We start from the raw sequence: 25,572 nt of genomic DNA on the forward strand, positions 1-25,572 counted from the left end.
TGATCTTTTTAAAAGTTTAAGTTAGCCTATCCTCTAAACCCAGGCAACTATCCAGGCATTATCCACACCCTAAGGACACTCATGTTCAGGAATAAGCTGGCCGCAGTCACCGCAGCGGCTTCCATCGCCACACTCGGTGCTGGCGCCCCCATGATCGCGATGTCGCCATTGGCTTTCGCTCAGACTCCAGATGTCATGCAGCCTTTTGCCAACTCCGCTTCCCACCGCGCTGTGGTCGATGGCGAAATGAACTGGGCCATTAGGGAATCCTTCCGCGATTACATCCAAGGCAAGATCGCAAAGGGCAACATCCAGTTCAACGGCCAGCCATTCACCAGTTCCGAGCCGTTCAAATTCAACGCCAAGAAGTCGAGCATGAGCTCTGCCAACGAAGGTCTGGTTTCCTTCGACGGTGAAGTTCATTTCTGGGGACACAAGGGCATCTTGGACCTTAAGCTCACCAACTTCCGCCTGTTGATCAAGGGCACCCAGGCCCAAATCATCGTTGATGGTGAAGGCCCCAAATTCGTAGACACCACCACCAAGGGCCCGCACACCGTTTGGAAGGACACGCCCGTCGCCAACATTGAGCTGAGCAACCCGCTCGACTTCACGGCGAGCACGGTTCGCATCTCTGGCCCGACCTCCTTGGGCTACGACGCGAAGACCCTCGAAATGTTCGGCGGCTTCTATGAGGCAAATGAGGAGATGGCGCCCGTCGACATCGAGCTGAAGCTTGACGACGAGAGCGGTGAAGCACCCGAACTTGGCCTGGACATTGAAGGCTGGGACGGCAATTCCTCCGGTGGCGGATCGGGCTCTACCGGAAACGCACCCAAGAAGGGGACGCCCGCTGCACTGATCGGCGACATCAACTCAACGCTCTCCGAGCTCAACAAACTGATGACCACCACCGATTCTTTGTTGAATAACGCGGACAAGCTGTTCAACCGCAAGCCCTCCGTAGCTGTCAGCACTGGTGCTCCCGGAACGCCGGCACCATCGAACAACAATGCTGGTAATAAAGCTGGCGCCAACACTGGCAACAACAATGCCGACGGTGGTGCGGGGGCAGGCACGGGCGGGCTGCCACGGAGCAATAACTCCGGCCCAGTTGGCGGTACTGCTGTCTCCCCCGCCGCTCGATCCAACGAGGGTGCCGCGAATGCCCAGGCATCTGGCGGATCCGGTTCTGGTGCAGTGTGTGCGGATGATGGCGCACGCGGTGTGCAGCAAGCAAGTGCTGCATGGGGTGTCCGTCAGTCCTTCCGTAACTACATCAAGGGTTCCATCGCTAAGGGCGGCTGGGAGTTGAGCGGCGTCACCGATGCCAACAACGCGTTCCAGTGGACCGGTACCTCTGGTGCCGTCAACGTGAACAATAAGTCCGGTTCCATTCTGTTCCCAGGCGCGATTCGTTTCACAGGCCACAATGGGATTCTGGACACCCGCTTCTCCAACATGGAGATCCAGTTCTCTGGCAATTCTGGCCAGCTGATTCTCAACTCCAAGTCCAATGACGTCGACGGTAATCCCCATGATTTCGGCCGTGTGACCCTTGCGGACTTGAACTTCACTCAGCTCGATATCAGCGAGGGCGCTATCCAGGGCCAGGCCACCACCTCCCTGACTGGAGCCGGCGCTGAAGCATTTGCCCAGTTCTACGAGGCTGGAACCGCACTGGACCCCATCTCCTTTACTGCCCAGCTCGGCGGTGCACCGAACTGTGTCGACGGCCAGGGTGCAGCCAACTCCGGTGCAAGTACCGGTCAGGGTGGTAGTGCAAGCCAGGCGGCTGCACTGCGTTCCTCGGGCAGTGGTTCAACCAGCACAGCCTCCGGCAGTGCTAAGTCCGGCGGCACCAGCACTTCCGGCTCAGGAGCATCGGCTAGCGGCGTCTCTGTTTTTGACGAAAAGGATGGCGTGGACAGTGAATCGAAGTCTAAGAGCCTCGGGGAAAACCAGTTCCAGATCAAGTCTGCTGGTGAAGACGGAGTGACTTGGGACGACAGTTCGGTTGCACAGATCCTTGTTATCCTTGCTTCCTTTGTTACGTCTGGCGGCGTGCTCACCCGCTTTGTTCTGAAGAACTAGCAGCTTCGTTCCCGGAAGTTGACCCACAAAACCTCGTTGGAAAGATCGACAGTGAAGAAAACACTCATCGGCCTCGTTATGGCTGCGTCCCTAGCTTTCGTGTCCGGATGCTCGTCTTGGGATAACCCAACTTCGTCCCAGACGCAGAAGCTGGCGGATTCTCTCAATGCCACACAAGATCCACACCAGGTGCAAGGGGTCTCTCGCGTTGACACCCTGAGCGAGGTCGAGCCCGTCATCTCCAACCCGAAGCCAGCGCTGCCGGTGGAGCTGACGGATGCTGATGGTTACGAAGTGTCGGTGGAAGATACTTCCCGCATCCTGGCGCTCGACCTATACGGCACGTACACGAAGATCCTTCGTGGTTTGGGCATGACCGAGAATATCGTTGGGCGAACGGTCTCCTCGACCGAGAAATCGCTCGAGCACCTCCCCACGGTGACTGAGGGTGGCCACACGCTCAACGCTGAGGCAATCCTGAATCTCAAGCCCTCCCTGGTGATCGTGGACCACTCCGTGGGACCTGAAGAGGCCATTGATCAGATTCGCAATGCGGGCGTCACCGTTGTTGTGATGAAGCCAGACCGCAAGCTGGATTCGATCGGCGACGATATTCGCCACCTTTCCTCCGTGGTTGGCCTTCCGAATGCCGGTGAAGAACTGGCTGAGCGCACCGAGAAGGAGCTCGAGGAAGCACTCGCCGCCATCAAGAACGTTATTCCGGATACTCCGCTGCGCATGTCCTTCCTGTACGCACGAGGTACCGGTGGCATTTTCTACCTGATCGGTAACGGCGACCACACCCAGGATCTCATCGAAGCTCTGGGTGGCGTGGATGTGAACTCTGAAAACGGCATCGGCAGCCCTGTCCCAGCCAGTCCTGAAGCATTGGCTGAGGTGAACCCTGAGCTGTTCATCATGATGACAGGCGGGCTTGAGTCCACAGGCAACATCGAAGGCCTGCTTCAGCGCCCTGGTGTGGCTCAGACTGATGCTGGCCAGAACCGTCGCGTCCTTGCTCTGCCTGATGGTGATTCGCTCGCCTACGGTCCGCAGACTCCTGAGATGCTGCTGCGCGCCGCGCACGCACTCTACGGTGGGTCCGACGAGAACTAATGACAAAGCCGACTCAACTAGCCGCTTTCCAAAAGCGGCGTACACGACGCATTGTTCTGTTCTGCGTCATGGCCGTACTTCTCACGGCCACCTGTATTTACTCCATCACGGTTGGCCAATACGAGCTTGACCTGCGCGAGCTATGGCCCATTCTCACAGCCGGCCCCATGGCCGCGACGGATCTTGATTCATCAGTCATCTGGCAGATTCGCCTGCCCCGCCTTGTGCTCGGCCTCTTCGTCGGCGCTGCGCTCGGATTGGGTGGCGCGCTGATGCAAGCGGTGTTTTCTAACCCTCTTGCGGAGCCGTCCATCATCGGTGTCACCAGTGGTGCTGGCGTCGGTGCGGCCTTTGCCATCGTCTTTGGCGCAGGGATTCTCGGCTCCTGGTCTGTGCCCGCAAGCGCATTCATCGCCGGCGTTCTCACCACGCTGCTCGTGTACCAGCTTTCCCGTACATCTGGGAGAGTTCAGGTGCTAAACCTTGTTTTGGTGGGTATCGCCGCGAATGCCATCGCCGGCGCCGCCATCTCTATGCTTGTTTTCCTCGCGCCTACCACGGCGCGTGAACAGATCATCTTCTGGCAGATGGGCACCCTCGCCGGTGCGAACTGGGAACACACCGGCATCGTGGCAATCATCGTGACAGCCACCACCGCATTCGCCATGTTCTTGGGCAAGAAGCTCGATCTTCTCGCACTGGGCGATACAGCCGCCTCGCACGTCGGCTTGAACGTCCAGCGCGTGCGCATCGTCGCGATTGCCTTATCGACGTTGCTTACAGCCGCCGCCGTCTCCTTCGCCGGCATCATTACCTTCGTCGGTTTGGTGATTCCTCACATCGTGCGCACGGTGGTAGGGCCTTCGAACCGCATCCTCCTCCCCGCCTCGGCCATCGGTGGCGCACTGCTGATCGGCTCATCGGATATTCTTGCGCGCACACTCATTCCGTTCGCGGATCTGCCCATCGGCATTTTCACCGCCCTCATTGGCGGGCCAACGTTCTTCTTCTTGCTGCGGCAGATGATTCGGAAGCGTAGGACACTATGACGGTTGAAGCTCACGGCATCACGGTTATCAAGAATGGCAACCGCATCCTCGAAGATGTGTCGTTCACTGCCCCAGCCGGGAAAGTGACAGCACTCATCGGACCAAACGGTTCTGGTAAATCCACGTTGCTCGCCGCTGTCTCCGGCGATGACAAGCCTCACAGTGGAACTGTCAGCCTGAGTGGAGTCAACGCATTCGATGCCTCCTCCCTTGAGCTGGCACAGACGCGCTCTGTCATGCTGCAAGACATCTCAATCGCCTTTTCCTTCCTCGTCCGCGATGTTGTGGAAATGGGACGCACCCCCTGGAGCAAGGTCAGTAAGCCGGAGCACGATGATGCGATTATCGACGCCGCCCTTGAAGCCGCCGGCGTCACCCACTTGCAGGACCGCGACATCACCACCCTCTCCGGTGGCGAGCGTGCCCGCGTCGCACTCGCCCGCATCCTCGCCCAGCAGACCCCTATCGTCTTCCTCGATGAGCCCACCGCCGCCATGGATATCCGTTTCCAGGAGCGCACCATGGGCACGGTGCGCCGCCTCGCGGAAGCTGGCCGCACCGTCATCGTGGTCCTTCACAACCTTCAGGCCGCAGCGACCTACTGCGACAACGTCGTGTGCTTAAGCCGCGGCAAAGTCGAGGCTGCAGGCACCGTCGACGAGGTGTACACCGACGAGATCCTCTCCCGCGTTTACGAGTGGCCCATCCACGTTGAAAAGACCCCCACCGGGCTTTTCGTCCATCCTGAACCCGAAGAATGGGACGGGGGGTCACTCCTTTTCACCCCCTCAACCTAAAGTTTGTCATCCGGAGGTTGCATTTAGGGTTAGCTTACCCTAAACTTTGGGGCGTCATTATTGGCACTTCCCGAAAGGATGCTTATGCGTCTCGCAACTACAACCCTCACCGCGGTGGCAACTGCCACCGCGCTCGCAGCTACTTCCACGCTCTCCCCGGTCGCAACGGCCGAGGAGACTGCACCAGTCCCGGTGGTTGAATCCGGATACGTCTCTTGGTCGATCAAGGATTCATTCCTGAGGTATCTTCAGGGCCCCATCGCCAAGGGCAGCGTTACCGCCTCTGAGGGCTTGGAAACGATCAAAAACAATAGCGGCAAGATCACTGACTTCAAGTTCCCGGTTGACGCCGAGAAGACTTCCATCAACGCTGATGGTGTGGGCACCATCGACCTCAACGGCGCTATTCACTTCCTTGGCCACAAGGGCCACGGCGGCGAAGCCAACAAAAACGGCTATGGCCTCGATGTGAAGCTGTGGGACTTCAAGGTCAAGCTGACGGAGAAGGAGGCGGTCATCACCGTCGACTACCTGAGCAAGGGCTGGAATCCCGGTGAAAACAAGCCTTTTGAGGACCAGAAGGGCGACGATGTTGAGTTTGCTAAGTTGCCACTCACTGCACCGATTAAACCTGCTGTAAACCAGACCGTCACCTCAGAGTCAGGAAACGGCAGCCTCGCAAAAGGCGGAGTCGAAGCCATGATGGGATTCTACGAAGAGGGTATCGAAATGGCTCCAGCATCGTTCAATGTCAAGTTTGGTGAGCCAGTTAAGCCGAAGGACCCTGCCGGCAGCAGCCTGAGCACCGGTGGCATCATCGGCATCATCGTTGCTCTGCTGGCACTGATCGGCGGTGGCGCGTTCTTCGCTAACCAGCTCGGTTTCCTGAAGTAATTCACCACCTCGCCCCAACGTTCAATAGGATAGAGCGCTATGAAGAAGAGTCGTCACCTGTTTTCCACCACTGCTGTCGCAGCAGCCACCGCTGTGGCCCTGGCAACAGGAGCCGTTTCGGCCCCAGTAGCCACTGCAGAGACACAGTCGTCGACTGACAACGCTGGTGGCACGGAAAAGAGCAGCAGCGAGGACCTGAAGTCGATCGATCTTTCCTCGACTGGTGATGGGTCCCCGATGCAGAAGGCAACGCACGGCCTCACGCTCATCCTCGCCATTGGTGGTGTGGGCCTGGTGCTCGTCGCACTGTTCAAGGGTCTCGGGGACATCTTGGCGCCACACATGCCCAAGGTTCAGCTGCCGGCGCGTTAAGCAAACCTGATGGTGGACTTCTCCGCACCCGCAAACATCGTCGCCCCACAGCTGCTTGGCTGCTACGTCACCCACCGTGGCGTGACTATTCGGCTGACAGAAGTGGAAGCGTACCTGGGTGCGGAGGACCCGGCAGCACACACATATAACGGTAAAACCGCCCGTAACGCGGCCATGTTTGGTCAGCCCGGGCGGTTTTACGTTTACCTCTCCTACGGCATCCACCTCAACGGCAACATCGTGTGCGCACCCGAAGGAACTGGTCAGGGCTGCCTCATGCGGGGCGGCGAGGTGGTGGAGGGAGTGGAGCTTGCCAGGGAACGTCGACAAGCGAAAAACCGCAAGCCAATTATCGACGAAAACTTGGCGCGCGGCCCCGGCAACTTAGGGCGTGCGCTGGGGCTCGACCTTACGGACAACGGCACGGAAGTGCAGCTGACCATGCGCGAAGAAGAGCCCGAATGGGTGGCGGGGCCGCGCATCGGGATCAGTAAAAACGTGGACGCGCCTTACCGTTTCTGGATCCCAAGCAACAAGACAGTCAGCACGCCGCGCGGCTACCCGAAAAAACTCTAGGAGTCTTTCTTCTTTTTCTTCCCGCGCTCCAGCTTGGCCGCAACATCCGGCACGTAGCGGAACTCATCGCGCGGCGGGCGCTCATAATCCACCGAGGTCGGGCGCTCCGGAATCTCCGGAAGATCCGGCTCAATGTGCTCATACGGGATGGTGGACAGCAGGTGCGAGATCACGTTGATGCGTGAACGCTTCTTGTCCTCCGACTCAACCGTGTACCACGGCGCGGCCGGGATATCGGTGTGGATGAACATCTCATCCTTCGCACGGGAGTAGTCCTCCCACTTGGTGATGGACTCCAGATCCATCGGCGAGAGCTTCCACTGACGCAGCGGATCATTGTGGCGGGACTTGAAGCGTGCGTACTGCTCCTCATCAGAAACGGAGAACCAGTATTTGCGCAGGAAGATGCCATCTTCCACCAGGAGGCGCTCAAAGATCGGCGCCTGGTGCAGGAAGCGACGGTATTCCTGCGAGGTGCAGAATCCCATCACGCGCTCAACACCAGCGCGGTTGTACCAAGAGCGGTCAAAGATGACGATCTCACCGGCAGCCGGCAGCTTCTCAATGTAGCGCTGGAAGTACCACTGGGTCTGCTCACGCTCAGTTGGCTTCGGCAGAGCCTCAATGCGGCACACGCGCGGGTTGAGGTACTGAGTGATGCGCTTGATGGCGGAACCCTTGCCCGCAGCGTCACGCCCCTCCATGACAACGACGATGCGTGCACCAGTGGCCACAACCCACTGCTGCATCTTCACCAGCTCAGCCTGGAGGCGGAGCAGCTCCTTCTCGTAGGCCTTCTTAGATAGCTTCGGGGGTTTGCTTGCGGTCTCAGGCTTGTTGGCACTCATACCTCTAACGGTAGTCGCACCCTCAAGCAACCCCGCGAAGTGGTCACTCTTAGCGCCGATCGCTAGGCGACGGTCACCGTTGTAGAACCCGTGAACGGTGTAAGCGAACCCGAGATATCCCGGGAAGAACCATCGACACGAATGGTGTACATCCCCGGCTCCGCATTCTTCGTATCCCACGAAACGCGGGCGTTCGTGGTCTCCGCATTCTTCACAAACTCAATGATGGTATCCGCGTGGAAGTCATCGGCCACAATCTCCCCCGCCGCATTCGTGATGGTCACGTAGCCTTCACCATGGCGCAGGTCCGAGTTCGGGTTAGCAAAGCAGAAGGTTGCCGTTGCCCGCTTGCCAGCCGCGACCGTACCACTAGCAGTGATGACATCACCGAAGCTCGTGCCCCAAGCCGGCTGGTCTATACCGGGCTTGCCGGACAAAGAGGTAGGAATCCAACCAGTGAGGTCACCCGCCGGCGCGCCGGAATCAATCCGCGTGCCGTCGCGCAGAGACTCAGCCAGCTCGTCGTAGACCTGAACCATCGCGCACAACTCATGGCGGCCGAAGATGGTGGCACCACCCTCGTAGTCCTGGTTGTCATACTCTTCCGGTGTGGTCACGTAGTGGGCGTAACCGCTGGTGTAACCCATGCAGATGACGGTCTCCAGCGGAACATCGAGAACCTCCGCCACGTGCTGGCGCATACGGTAGCCCGCCATGGACGTCGGCTCCATCGAGTTGGTAATGATGGTCAGGCCCGCAATCTGCGTCACGGAGAACAACAGCACCTGTTGGATCATGCCGTCGATAAAGCCAAGCGGGAGCAGCATTTCCTTGTTGCCGTGGATCTCCTTCCAGTCTGCTGGCAGCACCACATCACCGAGCGCTTTCACCCATGGCGTGCCACCGCGCTCACCCTCGTTGAAGATGGGCACCTCCAGTCCGCCACCATCTTCCTGGCTGGACGCGGCGAAGGCAGCACCCAAAATCGCCGGACCGGTCCTCTGCTCAGTGCCATCCGGAGTGAAACGCCCATCGATAGTGATATTGCGCATGTCCACCCACTTGTAGCGGTTACGAATCGTCGCGCCGTTCTTGCCCGTGATGTCAATGACTCGAGTGTCCGGTCCACTCGTGGCATCGATCTGCCGGTCACCCAAGATCTGAGCGGACAGGGCCTCATCCTCAAAGCCTGGTCCGGTCTTCGGCTTCAGACCCATGTTAGGAGTGATGTCACCCTGCGGTGCCGTGGCGAATGCCGCAACGAACGGTGCGTTTTCCGCCTCACGGTGGATGGTGCCGTTCTCACGCTCCATGCGCCAGGAAGACCAGCCCTTGTGGTCGCCGTCGATAAGCGTGTGCTTGTGCCCGAAACTCGTGGCGTGGAGCCCGTACCAGTTGATCAGGCCCACGTCTTTGCCGCCGCGGGAGATGTACAGCGTGATGCTCTCCGGGTTCACGCCATTCGGGAACGCATTCTTCTCCTCATCCGGATTGCGGGAAAACGCCTGGAAGGAGCGGTTCACACCCGCTTCCTTCGCCTCACCGCGAACAAGTCGCAGTGTGGACAGCTGCTTGTCTACGTGCGCCCTCTTGATCGCTTCCACGATGCCGGCGACGGTTGCCTCAAACGTGACGGGACGGAAACCCATCGTGGTCAGATCCACCATGAGGTGCCCGGAAGTGCCACCCGGCCCCACGTGCGTGTGGGACGCAGAGATGAACACGTTGGACTCGTTGTACTGCGCACCAAACTGCTCCTTGAGCCTACGCAGCACCTCCAGCTGGATGGACTGGAACATCAGGCCCATCTCCGCGATGACGAAGACGCTGCTGACCCCCTCCGCGTCCTCAAAGATGAACGCGCGTGCGAACTGACGCAGACGAATACCCGTGGTGGACTGTTCCATCACCGCGTAGCCGTTCATGCCAGCGCCAAGCGGCTCCCCCGTCATATCCGCCATGCCGCGCCCGACGATGAGTTCCGGCCCCGCGGCCTCCTGCGCGTATGCGCTGGGAAAACGGGAAGCAGCAACACCTGCCGCTGCGATTCCCGCGCCAGCCAAAAACGTACGCCTCCCGAATGTGATCTGAGTCATAAAGGGCAGCGTACAAAGTTTGCGTCATTTTGTACGCGAAATGAAACAAAAATTTCATTTTACTCTACGCTTCAAGCTGTTCTCCCAGTTCGAGCCACTCCATTTCCAGCTCTTCACGCTGGTCACGCAGCTGCGACAGCTCACCCGACTTCACCCCAATGGCCTCAAAATCAGGGTCAGCCTCCCCCGACATCGCCGTAATCTCCGCCTCGAGAGCCTCCGCCTGCGCGTCCAGCTTCTCAATCTTGCGCTCCAGCGCACTCATCTTCTTCGACACCTCGCGCCATTGCTGCGGGCTCAGAGCTTTTTCGCTTGTCGACGTCTCTTGCGCCTTCTTCCCATCCTTCTTCCCATCCTTCTTCCCATCTGCCGCCCCCAGATCCAGCACACCGGACTGCGCACCCATCCCCTCACGGCGCTGCAGATACTGCTCGATGCCGCCGGGCAGGTTGGTCAGTTTTCCGTCTCCGAACAGCGCATAAGTGACGTCAGCAATACGCTCGATCAAGTACCGGTCGTGGGAGATGACCACGAGCGTTCCCGGCCAACTATCCAGGAGGTCTTCGAGTTCCTGGAGGGTGTCGATGTCGAGGTCGTTCGTCGGCTCGTCGAGAAGCAACACATTCGGCTCACTCATGAGCACGCGTGTGAGTTGAAGGCGACGACGCTCACCGCCCGACAGATCCCCGACTGGCGTGCGCTGACGCTTCGGGCTGAACCCGAGACGTTCTGCCAGCTGAGAAGCGGACATCTCCTTCTTCCCCATCGTGATGTAGGTGGCCACATCTTCCACCGCATCAATGACCCGGCGCGAGGGGTCCAGATCATCCAGCTCCTGGCGCAGCCACCCAATCTTGGTGGTCAGGCCTTGAATCCGCTTGCCGGCTGCCAGCGGGTAGTCCCCCGCCAGGGTGCGCAGCAACGTGGTCTTGCCGGAACCATTCACGCCGACGAGGCCAATGCGCTCCCCCGGCGCCAAACGCCATGTCAGGTGATCCACGAGCGTGCGCCCATCCGGCGCGTCGATACGCGCGTCCTCCAGCTCAATAACCACGCGGCCCTGGCGCTGCTTAGAAAACGCCATGAGCTCCACCGTGTCGCGCGGTGCCGGAACATCCGCGATCAAGGCTTCTGCCGCCTCAATGCGGTAGCGCGGCTTCGACGTGCGTGCTGGCGCACCGCGACGCAGCCATGCCAACTCCTTGCGCGCCAAATTCTGGCGGCGCTGCTCGATCGCATCCGCCTGGCGCGCACGCTCCGCACGCGCAAACGTCCAGTCGTTGTAGCCGCCCTCGTAGACATCCACCTTGCCGTCGTGGACTTCCCACGTCAGCGTGGCCACTGTGTCCAGGAACCAACGGTCGTGCGTGACCACGACGAGAGCGAGCTTCCGCTTCATCAAATGGTCCGCCAACCACTGCACGCCTTCAACGTCCAGGTGGTTCGTCGGCTCGTCCAGAACGATCAAATCCAGATCCCGCACGAGTGCGGCAGCGAGGTTCACTCGGCGGCGCTCACCACCAGAGAGCTGCCCCACCGGTGTATCCAAACCCAGGTCAGCCACTCCGGTACCAGCCAGCACCTCACGGACCTTCGCATTGGAAGCCCACTCATAGACCTCCAAGCCGAGAGGCTCCACCACGGCTTGCCCCACCGTCATGTCCTCCGGCAGATCAAAACGCTGCGTGACCACCGCCATGCGCAAGTCATTAGCGTGCGAGACACGCCCCTCATCCGGGGACTCAATACCAGTGAGCACTTCCAACAGCGTTGTTTTGCCACCGCCGTTGAGCCCCACCACGCCGATACGGTCGCCGGTTTGGACACCAAGGGACACTTTGTCCAACAGGGTCTTCAACCCCCAGGTTTTGGACACATTTTCCAGGTTGATCAGGTTTGCCATGATGCAACCAGTCTAGGCACGCCTACAGCAGCATCGCGCCAGCGGCTGGACCATGCGTGACAAAGCCCTCCACTGCACCGCTACGCGTGATTTCTTCCACGACCGTCTGTGCTGTCTCTCGGTCAGGACACAGCGCCGCCACCGTTGGGCCGGAGCCGGACACCATCGCGCGAATCGCCCCCGCCATTTCGGCATCCCGAATGAGTGCCTTCAACCGCGGATGCAACGCCACCGCCGCTGCTTGCAGGTCATTGTGCATCACTGCGCCGACCTGCACCGGGTCCCCCGACAGCAGCGCCCGGGACAACAGCGTGGTGTCCATGTGGGGCACCAAGGAGACGTCGTTAAAGCGCATCTCATCCAGCTTTTCAAAAACCGCGCCGGTGGACAGCCCCACCCTGGGGTTCAAGAAAGCGAACCAGTACTGGCCACGCCCCATCATAGGCACCAGCGCATCGCCGCGGTCCGTCCCCAAAGCAATCCCGCCCATGAGGGCAAACGGCACATCGGCCCCGAGTTCAGCTGCTATCTCTTGCACCCGCTCTGCCGGTACCTCGAAGCCATGCTGCGACATGTATCCCACGGCTGCTTTGATCGCTGCCGCAGCATCCGCCGAACCACCGGCCATTCCGCCGGCGACAGGGATGGTTTTGTCCACTTCAATCCGGACTGGTGGCACGTGAGCGCCGTCGCAAATCGCATTCACTGCGCGCCAGGCCAGATTCTTTGGCGTATCCAAATCCTCATCCGGCACCCGTACGTGGCAGGTCGTGTTCATGCCTGCCACTACGCCGGAGGTGACCTGAGCGTCTGGTTCCGGGATCAGCGTGACCGTTTCCGTCCGGTCAACTGCCATGAACACGGTGGAAAGCTCGTGGTAGCCATCCCCACGTACCTCCCCTACCCCCAGGTGCAGGTTGACCTTACCGTTCGCCCGTGCGGCAGAAAGCGTCACATTCACAACGCGCTCACTTCAGCCAAACGGACAAAGTCTTCCACCGCCAACTTCTCCCCACGAAGCTGCGGATCAATGCCGGCTGCGCGCAATGCTTCCTCAGCTGCAGTAGCCGAACCGTACACACCGGCTAAGCAGGCGCGGAGGGTTTTGCGGCGTTGGGCAAAGGCTGCGTCGATAAGCGGAAAAACCTTGTCACGCACTGAGCGCGACCATCCCTTGTCCTTCACATCGATGTGAACGAGCCCCGATTCGATATTCGGCGCTGGCCAGAAGACATTTTTGCCGATCGTTCCCGCGGTCCGCACATCCCCGTAGAAGGATGCCTTCACGCTGGGCACGCCATAAATCTTGGTGCCTGGATCGGCAGCGAGCCGTTGCGCGACTTCCAGCTGCACCATCACCAGGACGGTGCGAATGGAAGGAAATTCCGCCAGCAAATGCAGCAGCACGGGGACGGCGACGTTGTACGGCAGATTAGCCACGAGTGCCGTCGGTTCACGGCTGAGATCCGCCACCGTCACCTTCATGGCATCCGCCCCCACGACCTCAAGCTTGTGTGCGTGGGACGGGGCGCGCTCGCCCACAGTTACCGCGAGGCGACCAGCCAAACGGGGATCAATCTCCACCGCGATGACGTGTTCTGCGACGTCAATAAGCCCCAACGTCAAGGAGCCCAGTCCGGGGCCCACTTCAAGGACCGTCTCCGCATCTCCCAACTCCGCAGCAGCAACAATGCGACGCACAGTGTTGGGGTCATGGACAAAGTTTTGCCCCAATTTCTTGGTCGGGGCAACGTCCAGTTCCTCCGCCAGCGCGCGAATATCTGGCGGGTTCAGCAGGTGAGAGTCCTCTACGGTCATACCTCGGAGATTAGCGGAGACCCAAGCGTGCCGTGCAGGCAGGCCATGCGCCCCAGCCCTGTGCGGCCTGAACCTTCTGCGCGATGGCAATCTGCTGCTCACGGGTAGCCAGGTTCGCCGTTGGCGCGTATTGGCCACCGCCGTAAGCAGACCAGGTGGAAGCCGCGAACTGCAGTCCACCGTAGTAGCCGTTACCAGTGTTAATAGCCCAGTTACCACCGGACTCACACTGCGCGATGGAATCCCACACGGAACCGCCACCCACTGCCGGGGCTGCTGCGCCGGTGTTGCCCGGGATCTTGCCGCGAGCGATCACTGCCTTGCGGGCCGGACGGGTTTCCACCTGACCAACCTCAGCATCGGATTCAACAACGCCGTTGACGGTGACTACGCGGTGGGTGGTCTTACGCTCACCCTTCGCGCCTTCCTCACGGACCTGCTCTTCACCCGGCGCAAGGGACTCATCGTCCACGTACTCCGGCTCAGCATCGAATTCCTCGGTGGTGGTCCGCTCCGTCACATCGACGCGGTCAATCTCCACCGTCATGTTTTCCGTCACTGGCTCATCCAGTGCTGGGCTCACGCGATCGTTGGAATCCACCAGCACGCCACGGGCTGACAGCAGATCACCCACGGTCTTCGCCGCAGCGGAGGTGTAGGTGACATTGTCGCCATCACGGATAGCCACGATCTTCGGGGAGGTGACATCAATGGTCATGTTCTCCGTGACAGCCTGGTCCGCAGCAAAGCTGTGGCTAGACCCGCCAACGATGCCGGGCAGCTCACCCAGCAGATCATCAACGGTGGCTGCGGTGGTGGTGAACTCCTGAGCTTGGCCACCGTCGATGGACACAGCAACCGGCTTCGCGGTGCGCACGGTCACGGTGTCACCATTGGACAGCGACTCGGACGGTGCCGGGTACACCAGATCCTGGTCACCCACCTCAACGCCAGCGGCCTTCAGTGCGCCATCGACCTTGCCGGCGAAGGTGCTCAGCTCAACCGTCTCACCATTGACGTCCACGGTGACATTCTTCTGAGTAGCTACTGCAGTGGCAGCACCACCGATAGCAAGAGCGCCGATAGCCGAAGAGGTAATCACAGCGCGGGTAGTTGAAGTCTTATTGATGCGGCGTTGACGCGACATAAAAAGAACAGTCCTTACAAAAGTTCGGAACACAAGCTCGGCAATAGAGCTTGAGGGAAGCAAACTAAAATAACAATACGGTAAAGGTACGCCGAAGACCAGCACATTTTCAAAAGCTTGAAGCGTGTCTTGAGCGTTTGAGGCTTTTCACAGCCACATCAATCACACCCGTTATCAGCACCCACAGGCGCACCTATTTCACACCCCGAAAACGCGACTGAAGGTCTCCCCCACTTCGGCCGCGAGATCCTCCACTGTCATGCCACGTGCTTCTGCAACAACATGCGCGGTGTGCCCAATCAGTGCAGGCTCATTGCGCGCGCCACGGAACGGTTCCGGCGTCATGTACGGCGCATCCGTCTCAATGAGCAGCTGCCCGGTCGGGGCAAGTGCCGCTGCCTCACGGAGTTCGTCGTTACGCTTGAACGTCACATTGCCCGCAAAAGACAGCACGTAGCCGCGGTCAATCGCCTCACGCGCGACGTCGAGAGGCGAAGAGAAACAGTGCAGCATGACATGCTTCGGCTGCGGCGCATCCGCGAGAATGCGCATCATGTCCGCATCGCCCTCGCGGTTATGGATCATCAAGGCCTTGCCGGAATCCACGGCGAGTTGAATGTGCCAACGGAACGCTTCTTCCTGCACGTCCAACGGTGCGGTCCGGTCTGGGTCATGCTTGATCCAATAGGTGTCAATGCCGGTCTCCCCGATGGCCACGCAGCGCTCATCAGCCGCCATCTGTGTGAGACGCTCGCGCGCCGCCTCGTCGAGCTCCCCCGCGCGCGTCGGATGGATCGCACATGCAGCAAACACGCGGGCATTGAAGTGCGCGGCCTGCAAAGCAAGCTCCGCCTCGTCAAGACCATCGCCGACCGTGCAGATGCGCTCAACGCCGGCATCGACAGCGCGTTCAACGATCGCATCCACCTCATCTTTGGTGCGGGCGCGGGCGGAGGCGAGGTGAGTGTGGGCGTCGATAAGCCCAGCAATTCGCTCGGCAGGAACAGGCGTGGGGCGAGGTTTCTTCTTCGACATGAATTCCAGCCTATCCTCGAGCACATGACATTCCACGACATCGATGCTGCAACCCGCACCCAAATCGACCGTGACCTCGCCGAAGCCGCCGTCGCCGGAATCAATGGATCCGTCCGCGACATCGTCGCTTCCTTCGAGGAGACCTTGAGCGACTACCTCTCCCTCGATCCCGACCTGCGCCGCACGTACTCCCGCGGCAATGTCGCGCGCATGTACGGCACCGCGCTCGGCGACGCATTCATTCGTGAGCACGGTTTCGAGTGGCAATTGCTTATCGACGCCTACGGCACCGACCTCGTTGTCACCTCCCCCGACCGGGAGATGTACACCGCTCCCCTCGTGGTGGTGGACACGCGCTTTGAGGATGAGAAAACGGGGAAGCTCACAACTTTTATTGAGCAGTTTTTGGGCGACTAGCTTGGGGCCTACATGAGGCATTCGAACATCTGTTTGTTTTTGTTCGAATAGCGGCGATCGCATGTCGCAGTGATGTGAAAGTATGTTCGCACGAACGTAAAACACATTCACGCGATATCCACACGGGGGAACCATGACCCAACTGACTGACCGCCCGCCACAACCACCAGAACCACCGCCGCCCAACCCCACGGCTTTCTTCGCCACGGAGAACCCCGACAACATCGATGCCATTGCCGGGATGGGCATGCGTGCTGCAATCCATGCGGTGTTTCACCACTACGCCACCGCTGATGAATTTGAAGGCTCCAAGGACCACGACACTGAGCTCGCCCGCATGTGCTCCGCCACAGGCTTATCCCTCACGGAAGTTCGCGGCGCTGTTTATGCCTATCGCAGCCTCAAAGATCTCCCCATGCTGCGTGCCCTCCAAGAAGCCACGCACCGCCTGGATCTGCGTCGTCTGAAGGCCATCGATCGCGCCATCAGCGTTCTCGGGGATACTCCTGATCCGGAGGTTTTCGCACTACTCGATGCCCTCCTAGTCACGCTGTTCACCCCGACCAAGCCGAACCAGGCGCTGCCCGGCGCGAACACCATCACCACTCGCCTGAACAAAGCTATCGGCGACATGGATTCCTCTGTGGCCTTTGATCAAAAGAAGCGGGAGAAGCGCGAAAAGGGGCGCACCCTGCTGCCCGGTGAATGCGAAGTCACCTTCCACGATGGCTACTACCACGGCTCCTCAGGTATGACCATGATCGCCGACCACGCGACATCAGCCGCCGTTAAAGCCTTCATCGGCGAAACCGCGAAAGAACACGGCATCACTGATGATGAGGCCACATTGCTCCTCCTCACCGGAAAGATCGCCCCCGCTGCGAACGCCCGCGTCTACGGCTACGCTCCCAAGAACTCAGACGGCACCATCGACGAGTCCGCTTCCGTATTCATCCCCGGCCACGGTTTCACCACAGCCACCGGAACCGAGATGTTCCATTCTTTTGACCCAAAACTTGTGGACATGGATGCCGCCGCCACGCGCAGTATCGACGGCTACGTTCCACCCGCTGACATCGCCGCCTTCGTCCGCGGCCGTGACGGCACTTGCATCTACCCCGGCTGCGACCGCACTGCCTGGGAATGCCAGCTCGACCACCGCATCGCCTACGGCCTCGGCGGCTCAACAACAGCGAACAACCTCTACTGCCTTTGCCAGAAGCACCATAATGTAAAAACCGATCGCAGGGCGTTCTACCTGGTAGACCCCACAACCGGCGACGTGGTTTGGCTCTTCTCCGATGGCACCTACGCGCTGGCTGACCGGAACGGATTCATCAACAGCCAGGTCACCGAAACCACACCACGCTGGAAGCAGACCATCAACGATGTAGAGCGCCTCAAGCGCACCCGCTCCCGCTTCTTTGCCAAGTGCCACCGGGTGCTCGATGTTTTTGAGGAAAACTTCGACTACGAAGAATGCCTCAAATCACTGTCCGCCCTTGAACGCGAATACGGGATGGAATTTCCCTTCCATCCCGTACCGTTCCCGGAAGAACCGGAGGTTGATTACTGAACAGGCGCCCACTCTGGGCCGGTCTCACCCAATTCTGGGTCGAGCTTGGCGATGAGCGGCTGTGGCTTCTCCAGCTTCGTGCCTGGGGCAACATCGACGCGGCCCCATGTTGCCTGCTGCGTGGTGTAGTCACCGGTGATGACTGGGTAGCTCTGGCCCTTCTCCGGAAGGCCAACACCGATCAGGTCCAGATCCTCATCGTCCGTGACCTCTTCCACGCGCGGGGTGGCGGCCCAGATGCCGTCGCGGCCGAGGGTCTCGTGGACCTTCTGCGCGGTGTGCGGGATGAACGGGGTGAGCATGGCGTTGCAGTCCGAGACCACCTGGAGTGCGGTCCACAGCACGGTGGCGAGGCGCTCGCGCTGGGTCTCGTCCTTGGCCAGCTTCCACGGCTCCTGGTCGGCGATGTAGGCATTCGCTTCGCCGACGACGTGCATGATCTTGGTGATGGCGTTCTTGAACTTTGCGGCCGAAAGTTCCTCGCCGGCCTCAGCGAAGGTGCGCTCAGCCAGATCAAGGATGGCGTGGTCCGCGTCAGTGAGCGTGCCCGGAACGGGGACCTCACCGAAGTTCTTGTGGGCCATGGACACGGTGCGGTTAACCAGGTTGCCCCAGCCGTTCGCCAACTCATTGTTGATACGGCGGACGAACTCGTCCCAGGTGAAGTCCGTGTCATTGTTCTCTGGGCCGGCAACCGCAATGAAGTAGCGCAGCGGGTCCGGGCCGAACTCCGCGAGGAAGTCCTTCACGTAAATAACAACGCCCTTGGAGGAGGAGAACTTCGAGCCGGACATGGTGAGGAACTCAGAGGAGACAACCTCAGTAGGCAGGTTGAGCTCACCAAGTTCGTGGCGCTCGCCACCCTTTGCGCCCTTTCCGGCGTAGCCGAGCAGCTCACCCGGCCAGATCTGGGAGTGGAAGGTGATGTTGTCCTTGCCCATGAAGTAGAAGCCCGGGGTTTCCGGATCCTGCCAGAAGTCCTTCCACGCATCCGGATTACCGGTGCGCGCTGCCCACTCGATGGAGGCAGAGAGGTAGCCGACAACAGCGTCAAACCAGACGTAAAGCTTCTTGCCCGGGTCATTCTCCCAGCCCTCAACCGGAACCGGGATACCCCAGTCGATGTCGCGGGTCATGGAACGCGGACGCATGTCCTCCAGCAGGTTGAGGGAGAACTTGAGCACGTTCGGGCGCCAGTCTTCGCGGGCTTCGAGCCAGGTCTTCAACGCGTCGTGAAGCGCGGGCAAATCGAGCATGAAGTGCTCGGTCTCCACGAACTCCGGGGTCTCGCCGTTGATCTTGGACACCGGGTTGATCAGGTCAACCGGGTCGAGCTGGTTACCGCAATTGTCACACTGGTCGCCGCGAGCGTCGGTGGCGCCACAGATCGGGCAGGTGCCCTCGATGTAGCGGTCAGGGAGGGTGCGGCCAGTGGACGGGGAGATCGCACCCTTGGTGGTCTCCTTGATCATGTAACCGTTGGTGTACAGGCCCTTGAACAGCTCCTGCACCACCGCGTAGTGGTTACGGGTGGTGGTGCGGGTGAACAGGTCATAGGACAGACCCAAGCCAGCAAGGTCCTCGACGATCTGGCGGTTGTAGCGGTCCGCCAGCTCCTTGACGGTCACGCCTTCCTTGTCCGCCTGGACAAGCAGCGGGGTGCCGTGCTCGTCGGTGCCGGAGACCATGAGCACGTTGTTGCCCACCATGCGCTGGTAGCGGGCGAAGACGTCGGACGGGACACCGAAACCGGCCACGTGACCGATGTGGCGTGGACCGTTAGCGTACGGCCATGCCACGCAGACGAGAACGTTTTTTTGCATGGTTCTACCTTACGTCCCCGCTCATGTGATTGAAGTTCGCCCCCGCTTGAGCACAACCCACAGAGCAAAAGTGAGGGCAGCGCACACCGCGGCCCAGACGCCAAAGGCTGCGTGAGCATCCCATGTGTCCGCGACCAGGCCAAGGACAGGACGCGTTCCCACCATGACTATTCCGCCGGTAAGGGAGACGAGGGACAGCATCATCGCGCGGTTTTTGGCGGTGGAAAGCTCCGATACCCAGATATCGCAGTAGGTCGTGCCAACGGCGTAGAACAGGCCCAGGGTGACCAAGCTCAGCAGTGCCACGGACTGATGCAGTCCCGGCGCCCACACGCCGAAGCACATCAGGGCGATACCGGCGACGGAGAGGACAAGAACGCTGTCCCGATCCCACCGGACGCGGCCCACCAGCCAGGCACCCACGAGTTGTGCCACGGCGAAGCCGGCGAACAGGAAAGAGATGTTGGCTGGACTCAATCCCACTTCCATCCCCAGGGGTTGGAAGACCATCTGGATGCTCCAACCAGCCACGAGCACGATGGCGCCAGCGGCAATGGCTGTACGCATGCTACCGGTGAGTGCTGCCCGAACAGGAACGCGCGCCTGGTGCTGTTGGGCGGCAGAGACGTCCGGCAGGCTCACCGCCAGTGGGATGACGGCAAGTGCCAAAACAGCGGTGAGGGTGAACGGCAGCGTCACCGAAATCTCATAGAGTGACCCCGCCGAAACAAGCGAGACCAGCATCGCGATCGCAGCGCAGATACGCCGCACCCGGACGTATTCGACACCACCCGCGGCGCCATCTTCAGCACTATCGTGTCCCAGCTCCCAGCCATAAGCCGTGAGCAAACCCGACACGAGCGCCCACAGCACACCCCACACCGTCCAGGCAAGGATCAATCCCGGCATGGTGGTCACAGCAGCGATAAGGAAGAAGGTCACCGCCGTGCCCACCAGGGTGAGGTAGAGGGATTTCTTGCGCCCAATCCGGTCTGACAGCCAGCCGGCGGGCACCTCACCGATGGTGGCCACGATGCGGAAAATAGCATCAGCCAGTGCGGCCTGCCCGATGGTGAAACCACGGTCAAGCAGGAAGAGGAGCCACACCGGAAACCAAAACTGGACTTCCAGGGCGGTAACGATGATTCCAAACCGGAGTTTGGTGCCCATCAGGATTCGCTCTTCTTCCGGGCGAAGACAAAGGCGATGACCATGAGGGCGGAGACAATCGTCGATATGAGCAAAATGACATCAATCGGCTGGGTGGCAATCCATGTGGTGAGGTCCCCCGCGCCGAGGTCATAGACGGTCTGATTCGGGTCGACCGATGCGTCGCGGCCCAGGCTGACCACGGCAAGCGCGGTGCCCAAAATCGAGGTCACACCGATGACCATGAGGATGAGATCGGTGAAGAAGCTCGCGGAACGGCGGCGCTCGTTTTCAATGTTGTCAATGCGTGCCTGACAGATCTGCAACTTGGTGGACACAGGATCAGCTAGCACATCGTCGAAATCCCACACGTCCAAAATGCGCTCAGTTTCCTGGCGCGAGGACGGGTTCACGAACTTCCCTACCTCGGACTTCTTCAGCAAAAGCGCCTCAGCAAAATCCATTTCTTGGCGGAGTTGCTCGCGCAATTTCGTCGTCGAGATGTCTTCAGACCGCGACATGGCCCACGACAGAATCTCCGTCAGCTGTGAATCAATGCGCCCCATCGCGGAATAGAAGAACTGCGCGCGCAGCAGCGCCTTCCATGCCTCCTGCATCTCCGCGCGATTTTCAGGGGTTTCCCTCACATAGATGTAGTTCATCCAGTCAGCGGAATGATGGATCTCACCGCGCTCAAGCTTTTCGACGATCCCCTTCCTCTCCTTATTATTCGCCAACCACGCTTCTGCGAAGTGGTACTCCTCCGCGCCTGCATTCTCGCGATCGAGGATAAGTGCACGTGATGCCCACGCGTTCTCAACTGGGGTTTCACCTTGGAAAACCACGAAGTTCTCGTAGCCCTCAACGGACATGATCGTGTTCTTCAGATCGTTGTAGTTTTCCGTGATCGCGTGCGATGTCACGTACGCCGCAGCGGCTTGGACATCTTGTTCCACATCGGCGGCCTCGCGCTCCTGGATATCCACGGTGAGGAAGGTTTCTACGAGCAGCACGCCAAAATCGCACAACTGCCATTGGACGTGGGTGACGCTGATATGCGGGAACTGCGCGTGAACATAGTCGGTAGGCACCGTCACTGTGTTCTTGAGCAGCGCGATGTCATGTGGCAAGTCCACGCTGGCGGTGGAGCCGTATTGCAACTTGCCCTCAGTGGGCTTTTCGCGCAGGTGCGTGGCACCTGAGGCGGTGGCGACGGACTCCCAGAACTGGAAGTTCGCAGCCGTTTCACAAAACTCCACGCCGGGCAGGAAGAAGCAGTCAACGCGTAGTGGGGAGACGAGGCGGAAACTAGCGGTTTTCACGGTTGACCTCCACGTTCTCTAGGTTGACGATGGCAATTCGCCCGGCCAGTGGGCCATCCAACATCTTGATCGTGGTCTGGCTTCCTTCCGCCAGATCCTTCGGCCATTCCAGCACGCGGGCGGCAACGCCAGGTGGGACAGCCCCCATGGGTTTCCCGAATTCATCGAGTACCTCCACCAGGCCGTCGCCTGTGAGCACCACGTGGTCAGGGCTGACGGTGAGCGCCTCCACCTGTTCGCGGTAGCGGTCAGTGTTCTTGTATTCCTTCAGCGACGCGTTGAACCGTGCCATGACGTCACGGGAAATCTTGCTCTTCCGGATGAGGAAGTACACGCTGTCCTCGGATGACAAAGCCGGGTCATCCCCTTCGATGATGCGGAATTCACTGGCGTCACCGGAGAATTTCTCGCTTTCCAGCGTGGCACGACCAACAATGTCTGACTCAGCGAGCAGGTCTACTTCCCCCTGTGCCAATGCCGCGAAACCGGCGATGGTGGAGGGATAAGATGTGAATTCCGCGTGAGAGTTTTCCAGCTCCGGCCAGTAGTCATAGCCGTCGATCTTGCCTACGCGGATTCCCGTGAGATCGCCACGGAGAACAGCGTCAGGGATCTGCTCATCGGTGCGTGCGAACAGAACGTAGCGGTAGCTGACGAGTGGGTCGGAGTACTCAAAAAGCTCTTCACGCTCGGCGGACTTGACCATCGGGAAGATGCCAAAGGCGGTGCCACGCTCTACTTTGTCCAAACCGGGCGCCCAGTTATCAAAGGCAATATTGGCGTTGTAACCACTGCTGGCCAGGACAGAGGTAACCATGTCGCCGATGATGCCGCCCTGCTCCGCAGTGGTATCCACGTAGGGCTCCCAATCAGACGTGAGCACTTGGACGGACTGCGCCGCCTTAGGTGGCTGTACCCGGACCATCAGGATGGAGGCAACGATTGAAAACACGCAGATGAAAAGAAACAGCAACTGTAACCAGCGTGTTTTCTTCTTGTCTTTAGTCGGAGGCACGACCGGATCCTTTCATCGTCACCCTTTATCGTCATCCTTTATTGTCATCCTTTATTGGCATCGTCTCAGCAGCGCTGCGTCGTACAGGTCCCCCACCTTGACACCAGCTGCCTTGGCTACATCCTTCACAGCATCCTTGAGACGCATGCCGGAATCAACCTTGGCTAGAACTGCTTCCACCAAATCTTCCTCGTCCGCGGGAGCCGGCGTGGAGTCTGCACCGTCAATCACAACGGTGATCTCACCGCGCAGGCCATCGGCAGCCCACTCGGCGAGTTCAGCCAAGGTGCCGCGGCGCACTTCCTCGTAGGTTTTGGTCAGCTCACGGCAGACTGCTACTCGACGCTCCGGCCCCAGCACCTCAGCCGCGTGCGCCAGCGTTCCACCAATGCGGTGGGGGGACTCAAAGAAACAGATCGCGCGCTTCTCCCCTTTCAGGGATTCCAGCCAGGTGGTGCGCGCACCGGATTTACGTGGGGCGAAACCATCGAAGATGAAGCGCCCAACACCCAAACCCGACAGTGCCAGAGCAGTCGTCACCGCCGATGGCCCCGGCAGACACGTCACCCGAACACCCGCATCATGGGCCGCGGACACGATCGAGTGACCTGGGTCAGAGACAAGTGGCATGCCCGCGTCGGAGATGACCAGGACGAGGCGGGAACGAGCGACGTCGATAAGCTCCTGTGCCCTGTGGTCCTCATTGTGATCGAAATTGGACACGACCTTGCCACGAATCTCCGCGCCGAGCGCTGCGGCGAGTGCACGAGCCCGGCGCGTGTCCTCGGCAGCAATGACATCAGCGCGCTCAAGAGCCTCCACGAGACGTGGCGACGCATCGCGGATATTGCCCAGTGGAGTGGCGGCGACAAGTATGCCTGTGGCGACAAGCGAATCATCCATGGCAACCAGCTTAAGCATGACCAGTAAGATCACCAGCGTGAGTTCTGCTGTGAAGACCCCCGCGCCCACCGCCCCCATCACTGTGCCGTGGACGCGCCGGGACACCGTCACCACCGTTGTGATCGGCATCATTGCACTGTTCACGCGGTTCGTGGGTGTGACTACAGCAGATTCAAAAGGCACCCCTGTTTTCGATGAAAAGCACTACGCGCCGCAGGCCTGGGACATCGCCCGCTCCTGGTTCAACCCGGTTCTGGGCGGCATTGAATCCAACCCGGGCTACGGCCTGGTGGTGCACCCACCGCTGGGTAAGCAGCTGGCGGCGCTCGGTGAGATGCTCTTCGGATATACCCCGCTGGGCTGGCGTTTTGTTGCTGCGCTCTTCGGTGCGGCCGTCGTTGTGTTCACGATGCTGCTCGCGCGACGCTTGTCGCAGTCATGGGTCGTCGCGTTGTTCGCGGGCATTCTCGCGCTTGTCGACGGTGTCTTGCTGGTCATCGGCCGCTTCGGCATGCTCGACGTGTTCATCCTGCTGCCTATTGTCATGGCGGCGTGGACCCTGGCGGGTGATATGCGGCAGGTCCACCAGCGCCTGCACGATGCGTATGTCAGTGGCCGTATCGCCGAATCCGGCCCCTTCGGCCCACGCTTGGGCTTCCGCTGGTGGCGTTTTGCCACGGGTGTGCTGCTCGGCTTGGCGCTGTCTGTGAAGTGGTCCGGCCTGTACTACATCGCGTTCTTTGGCCTGCTGTCGTCGTTCTACGACCTGTGGTTGCGCCGCCGCTACGGGGTGGCCAAGCCGGTTGCTGGTACGTTGCTGCGCGACGTGCCTTCGGCACTGGCCTCCATCGTGCTCATCCCCGCTGTGCTGTACGTCTGGTCCTGGCGCGCGTGGTTCGCATCGGAGACCTCCGTGTACCGGCACTCACTGTCGGACGGCACCATCGAAGGCTCCGACTGGTCCTGGCTCACCCAGCTTCCTGAGCCAGTCGCCGGCTGGTTCTACTACCACTTCTCCGTTCTGCGCTTCCACTCTGAACTGACCAGTTCCGGCGGCCACTCCCACCCATGGGATTCCAAGCCGTGGTCCTGGCTCGTCGCCTCCCGGCCGATCCTGTACTACTCCTCCACCGGCATTGAGTGCGCTGGTGGCCAGGAATGCCGCCGGATGATTTATCTCTTTGGCACACCTGCCATTTGGTGGCTCACCATGCCCATCCTTCTGTGGGCGATCTGGGCATGGATCTCCCGCGGTGACCGCCGCGTGATCCTGCCCCTCATTGCTTTCGCAGCCGGCTTCCTGCCGTGGCTGGCCGCGTTTGACCGCCAGATGTACTTCTTCTATGCCGCTCCCCTCGTTCCTTTCACCATCGTGCTCATCGCACTGGCACTGGGGAACCTCGCTGGCCGGGGCAAGCCATTGCCACCACTACGCAAGCTCGCGGGCTACAGCATGACCTCGGGACAGCTCGCCGTTATTGGTTACCTCGCCGTCGCCGTAGGCATGTTCTTGTACTTCTCCCCGATCCTCTACGGCTTTGTCATCCCCGATAGCTACTTCTCGCAGCTGATGTGGCTGCCCAGCTGGAAGTAGCTGGAAGTAGCTGGAAGTAGCTGGAAGT

General features: G+C 60.1%; 22 protein-coding genes. 10 read left to right on the forward strand and 12 right to left on the reverse strand.

Going from position 1 to position 25,572, the window contains the following annotated elements:
* Window positions 1-81: 81 nt before the first annotated feature.
* The 7 genes from L8U60_RS04475 to L8U60_RS04505 all read left to right on the forward strand — a co-directional run bounded on the left by L8U60_RS04475 (window position 82) and on the right by L8U60_RS04505 (window position 6,898).
* Window positions 82-2,094, forward strand: coding sequence for an HtaA domain-containing protein (locus L8U60_RS04475; protein ID WP_269965177.1), 2,013 nt, complete (start codon window positions 82-84; stop codon window positions 2,092-2,094).
* Window positions 2,095-2,172: 78 nt separating this feature from the next.
* Window positions 2,173-3,210: a heme/hemin ABC transporter substrate-binding protein gene (locus L8U60_RS04480; protein ID WP_274708475.1), complete on the forward strand. Its 1,038-nt coding sequence runs from the start codon at window positions 2,173-2,175 to the stop codon at window positions 3,208-3,210.
* Window positions 3,210-4,259 carry a FecCD family ABC transporter permease gene (locus L8U60_RS04485; RefSeq protein WP_269965179.1) on the forward strand — a complete coding sequence of 350 codons (1,050 nt, stop codon included), beginning with the start codon at window positions 3,210-3,212 and terminating at the stop codon, window positions 4,257-4,259. The genes L8U60_RS04480 and L8U60_RS04485 overlap by 1 nt, the downstream gene beginning before the upstream one ends.
* The gene (locus L8U60_RS04490) at window positions 4,256-5,056 is read left to right on the forward strand and encodes a heme ABC transporter ATP-binding protein (RefSeq protein ID WP_269965180.1); all 801 of its coding nucleotides are present in this window, start codon (window positions 4,256-4,258) and stop codon (window positions 5,054-5,056) included. The genes L8U60_RS04485 and L8U60_RS04490 overlap by 4 nt, the downstream gene beginning before the upstream one ends.
* 84 nt (window positions 5,057-5,140) lie before the next feature.
* Window positions 5,141-5,950: an HtaA domain-containing protein gene (locus L8U60_RS04495; protein WP_269965181.1), complete on the forward strand. Its 810-nt coding sequence runs from the start codon at window positions 5,141-5,143 to the stop codon at window positions 5,948-5,950.
* 39 nt (window positions 5,951-5,989) lie between these two features.
* A complete protein-coding gene (locus L8U60_RS04500) occupies window positions 5,990-6,322 on the forward strand; it encodes a hypothetical protein (protein WP_269965182.1) in 333 nt (110 codons plus the stop codon).
* Window positions 6,323-6,331: 9 nt separating this feature from the next.
* Window positions 6,332-6,898 (forward strand): DNA-3-methyladenine glycosylase, encoded by a 567-nt coding sequence (locus tag L8U60_RS04505; RefSeq protein ID WP_269965183.1) that lies wholly within the window; start codon window positions 6,332-6,334, stop codon window positions 6,896-6,898.
* Here the strand turns inward: L8U60_RS04505 and ppk2 are convergent.
* The 7 genes from ppk2 to L8U60_RS04540 form a co-directional block, all read right to left on the reverse strand.
* Window positions 6,895-7,746, reverse strand: coding sequence for a polyphosphate kinase 2 (gene ppk2 / locus L8U60_RS04510; RefSeq protein ID WP_269965184.1), 852 nt, complete (start codon window positions 7,744-7,746; stop codon window positions 6,895-6,897). The genes L8U60_RS04505 and ppk2 overlap by 4 nt on opposite strands.
* A gap of 62 nt (window positions 7,747-7,808) precedes the next feature.
* A complete protein-coding gene (locus L8U60_RS04515) occupies window positions 7,809-9,842 on the reverse strand; it encodes a neutral/alkaline non-lysosomal ceramidase N-terminal domain-containing protein (RefSeq protein ID WP_269965185.1) in 2,034 nt (677 codons plus the stop codon).
* A 64-nt stretch (window positions 9,843-9,906) separates the two neighbouring features.
* Window positions 9,907-11,745: an ABC-F family ATP-binding cassette domain-containing protein gene (locus tag L8U60_RS04520; protein ID WP_269965186.1), complete on the reverse strand. Its 1,839-nt coding sequence runs from the start codon at window positions 11,743-11,745 to the stop codon at window positions 9,907-9,909.
* Between the two features lie 22 nt (window positions 11,746-11,767).
* Window positions 11,768-12,706 carry a 4-(cytidine 5'-diphospho)-2-C-methyl-D-erythritol kinase gene (locus L8U60_RS04525; RefSeq protein WP_269965187.1) on the reverse strand — a complete coding sequence of 313 codons (939 nt, stop codon included), beginning with the start codon at window positions 12,704-12,706 and terminating at the stop codon, window positions 11,768-11,770.
* Window positions 12,703-13,563, reverse strand: coding sequence for a 16S rRNA (adenine(1518)-N(6)/adenine(1519)-N(6))-dimethyltransferase RsmA (gene rsmA / locus L8U60_RS04530; RefSeq protein ID WP_269965188.1), 861 nt, complete (start codon window positions 13,561-13,563; stop codon window positions 12,703-12,705). The genes L8U60_RS04525 and rsmA overlap by 4 nt, the downstream gene beginning before the upstream one ends.
* A 10-nt stretch (window positions 13,564-13,573) precedes the next feature.
* The gene (locus tag L8U60_RS04535) at window positions 13,574-14,710 is read right to left on the reverse strand and encodes a resuscitation-promoting factor (RefSeq protein ID WP_269965189.1); all 1,137 of its coding nucleotides are present in this window, start codon (window positions 14,708-14,710) and stop codon (window positions 13,574-13,576) included.
* A 198-nt stretch (window positions 14,711-14,908) separates the two neighbouring features.
* The gene (locus L8U60_RS04540) at window positions 14,909-15,745 is read right to left on the reverse strand and encodes a TatD family hydrolase (protein ID WP_269965190.1); all 837 of its coding nucleotides are present in this window, start codon (window positions 15,743-15,745) and stop codon (window positions 14,909-14,911) included.
* 24 nt (window positions 15,746-15,769) lie between these two features.
* Here L8U60_RS04540 and L8U60_RS04545 point away from each other — a divergent pair, with 24 nt between their 5' ends.
* Window positions 15,770-16,162 carry a DUF3806 domain-containing protein gene (locus tag L8U60_RS04545; RefSeq protein WP_269965191.1) on the forward strand — a complete coding sequence of 131 codons (393 nt, stop codon included), beginning with the start codon at window positions 15,770-15,772 and terminating at the stop codon, window positions 16,160-16,162.
* A 133-nt stretch (window positions 16,163-16,295) separates the two neighbouring features.
* The gene (locus L8U60_RS04550; RefSeq protein WP_269965192.1) at window positions 16,296-17,738 is read left to right on the forward strand and encodes an HNH endonuclease signature motif containing protein; all 1,443 of its coding nucleotides are present in this window, start codon (window positions 16,296-16,298) and stop codon (window positions 17,736-17,738) included.
* Here L8U60_RS04550 and metG read toward each other — a convergent pair.
* Genes metG through rsmI form a run of 5 tightly spaced genes read right to left on the reverse strand, consistent with a single transcriptional unit; the run spans window position 17,732 to window position 23,950 of the window.
* Window positions 17,732-19,561: a methionine--tRNA ligase gene (metG, locus tag L8U60_RS04555; RefSeq protein ID WP_269965193.1), complete on the reverse strand. Its 1,830-nt coding sequence runs from the start codon at window positions 19,559-19,561 to the stop codon at window positions 17,732-17,734. The two genes, L8U60_RS04550 and metG, sit on opposite strands and share 7 nt — an antisense overlap.
* Before the next feature lie 21 nt (window positions 19,562-19,582).
* Window positions 19,583-20,731: an MFS transporter gene (locus L8U60_RS04560; RefSeq protein ID WP_269965194.1), complete on the reverse strand. Its 1,149-nt coding sequence runs from the start codon at window positions 20,729-20,731 to the stop codon at window positions 19,583-19,585.
* Entirely contained in the window at window positions 20,731-22,032 is a 1,302-nt protein-coding gene (locus tag L8U60_RS04565) for a hypothetical protein (RefSeq protein WP_269965195.1), read from the reverse strand. The genes L8U60_RS04560 and L8U60_RS04565 overlap by 1 nt, the downstream gene beginning before the upstream one ends.
* Complete coding sequence (locus L8U60_RS04570) at window positions 22,019-23,047, reverse strand: substrate-binding periplasmic protein (RefSeq protein ID WP_269965196.1); 1,029 nt, start codon at window positions 23,045-23,047, stop codon at window positions 22,019-22,021. The genes L8U60_RS04565 and L8U60_RS04570 overlap by 14 nt, the downstream gene beginning before the upstream one ends.
* A gap of 51 nt (window positions 23,048-23,098) precedes the next feature.
* Window positions 23,099-23,950: a 16S rRNA (cytidine(1402)-2'-O)-methyltransferase gene (gene rsmI / locus L8U60_RS04575; RefSeq protein ID WP_420840147.1), complete on the reverse strand. Its 852-nt coding sequence runs from the start codon at window positions 23,948-23,950 to the stop codon at window positions 23,099-23,101.
* On the opposite strand from rsmI, the gene L8U60_RS04580 reads away from it, so the two are divergent.
* Window positions 23,841-25,544 (forward strand): dolichyl-phosphate-mannose--protein mannosyltransferase, encoded by a 1,704-nt coding sequence (locus L8U60_RS04580; RefSeq protein WP_420840148.1) that lies wholly within the window; start codon window positions 23,841-23,843, stop codon window positions 25,542-25,544. The two genes, rsmI and L8U60_RS04580, sit on opposite strands and share 110 nt — an antisense overlap.
* The last annotated feature ends 28 nt before the right edge of the window (window positions 25,545-25,572 follow it).

It is taken from the genome of Corynebacterium meitnerae, from assembly GCF_027570075.1.
Lineage (GTDB): Bacteria > Actinomycetota > Actinomycetes > Mycobacteriales > Mycobacteriaceae > Corynebacterium > Corynebacterium meitnerae.